This window comes from Streptomyces alkaliphilus (assembly GCF_014141535.1).
GTDB lineage: Bacteria > Actinomycetota > Actinomycetes > Streptomycetales > Streptomycetaceae > Streptomyces > Streptomyces alkaliphilus.
Genome location: NZ_VKHT01000958.1, coordinates 1 through 1903, shown reverse-complemented (window position 1 = coordinate 1903; position 1903 = coordinate 1). Strand labels below are relative to the sequence as shown.

The window sequence follows — 1903 nt, the reverse complement described above, 5'->3', positions numbered from 1 at the left end:
CGCCCCGGCGTTGCCGCTGCGCATCGACCCCGCGCGGGTGGCGAAGCCGCGCTTCACCCGGCGCACGGCCGACATCGACGCCGAGCGCTGGGCGGTGCTGACCGCCCGCGCCCGCGAGCACGGGCTGACGCCCTCGGCCGTGCTGCTCTCGGCGTTCTGCGAGGTGCTGGGGGCGTGGAGCGGTCGCGAGGACATGACGCTGACCGTGACCCTGTTCGACCGCGCCGAGGTGCACCCCCATGTGAACCGCGTGCTGGGCGACTTCACCTCCTTGATGCTGGTCGCCTACGAACCCGACGGCGCGGACGCCTGGCTCACCCGGGTACGCCGCCTCCAGGAGCGACTGGCACGGGACCTCGCCCACCGCGAGATGTCGGCCGTGGACGTGCTGCGGGAGCTGTCGCGCCGCACCGGCCGCCAGGAGGTGGCGGTGCCGGTGGTGTTCACCAGCGCGCTGGGCGCCGTCACGGAGCTGGCCGCCCGGCCGCCGGAGCCGTTCGAGCGGCCCGTCTGGGGCATCTCCCAGACCCCGCAGGTGTGGCTCGACCACCAGGTGGTCGAGATGAACGACGGACCCGACGGACCCCGGGTGTCGCTCAACTGGGACGCGGTGGAGGAACTCTTCCCCGAGGGCCTGCTGGACGACATGTTCGCCGCCTACCGCTCCCTGCTCGACCTGCTGTGCTCCGGCGACTGGCGGGCCCCGGTGCCGGAGGTGCTGCCGCCCGCGCAGCGCACGGTCCGTGACGAGGTCAACGCCACCGGGGCGCCGCAGCGCACCACCCTGCTGCACCGCCCCTTCTTCGACCGGGCCGCGAAGACCCCCGACGCGACCGCCGTCATCTTCGACAGCGGCACGCTGCGCTACGGCGAACTGGCCGACTCCGCCCTGCGGATCGCCGCCCTTCTCCGCCGGCACGGCGTGCGACCGGGCGACCTGGTCGGGGTGTCCCTGCCCAAGGGCCCGGGGCAGATCGTGGCCGTGCTCGGCATCCTGGCGGCGGGCGCGGGCTACGTTCCGGTCGGCGTCGACCAGCCCCCGCTGCGGCGGGAACGCATCTTCACCGCCGCCGGACTCACCACGGCCCTCACCGACACCGCCACCCGCGACGCGGGGGACTGGCCGGCCGGGGTACGGCCGCTGATCGTCGAGGACGCCGGGGAATGCGCCCCGGTCGACGCACCGGTGGACGTGTCCGACACCGAGTTGGCGTACGTCATCTTCACCTCGGGGTCGACCGGCGAGCCCAAGGGCGTCGAGATCACCCACCGGGCCGCCGCGAACACGGTCGAGGACATCAACGAGCGCTTCGCCGTGGGCCCCCGGGACCGCGTACTGGCCGTGTCGGCACTGGACTTCGACCTGTCGGTGTACGACATCTTCGGCCTGCTCGGCGCGGGCGGCGCCGTGGTCACGATCGCCGAGTCCGAACGCCGTAACGCCCACCGCTGGAGCGACCTGGTCGCGACGCACCGGGTCACCGTGTGGAACACGGTGCCGATGCTGTTGGACATGCTGTTGGTGACACGGGAGGACCGGCAGGCGTCCGACGACCTGCGGCTGGCCCTCGTATCGGGTGACTGGGTCGGCCTCGACCTGCCCGACCGGCTGCGGGCGGCCGTGCCCGGATGCCGGCTGGTGGCCCTGGGCGGGGCCACGGAGGCGTCGATCTGGTCCAACGCCTTCGAGGTCGAACGGGTCGACCCCGAGTGGCGTTCGATCCCCTACGGCTATCCGCTGCGCAACCAGCGCTACCGGATCGTGGACGAACGCGGCCGGGACTGCCCGGACTGGGTGCCCGGCGAACTGTGGATCGGCGGCACGGGCGTCGCCAACGGCTACCGCAACGCGCCGGAGCTCACCGCCCGCCAGTTCGTCGAGGTGGACGACGGGGACGGGGGC

The 1903-nt window shown here is 73.4% G+C and carries 1 protein-coding gene; it reads left to right on the top strand.

All coding sequences use genetic code 11. The features are described 5' to 3' along the window. On the top strand, window positions 1-1903 hold a 1903-nt coding region (locus tag FNQ90_RS21480; RefSeq protein ID WP_182607865.1), incomplete at both ends, for an AMP-binding protein.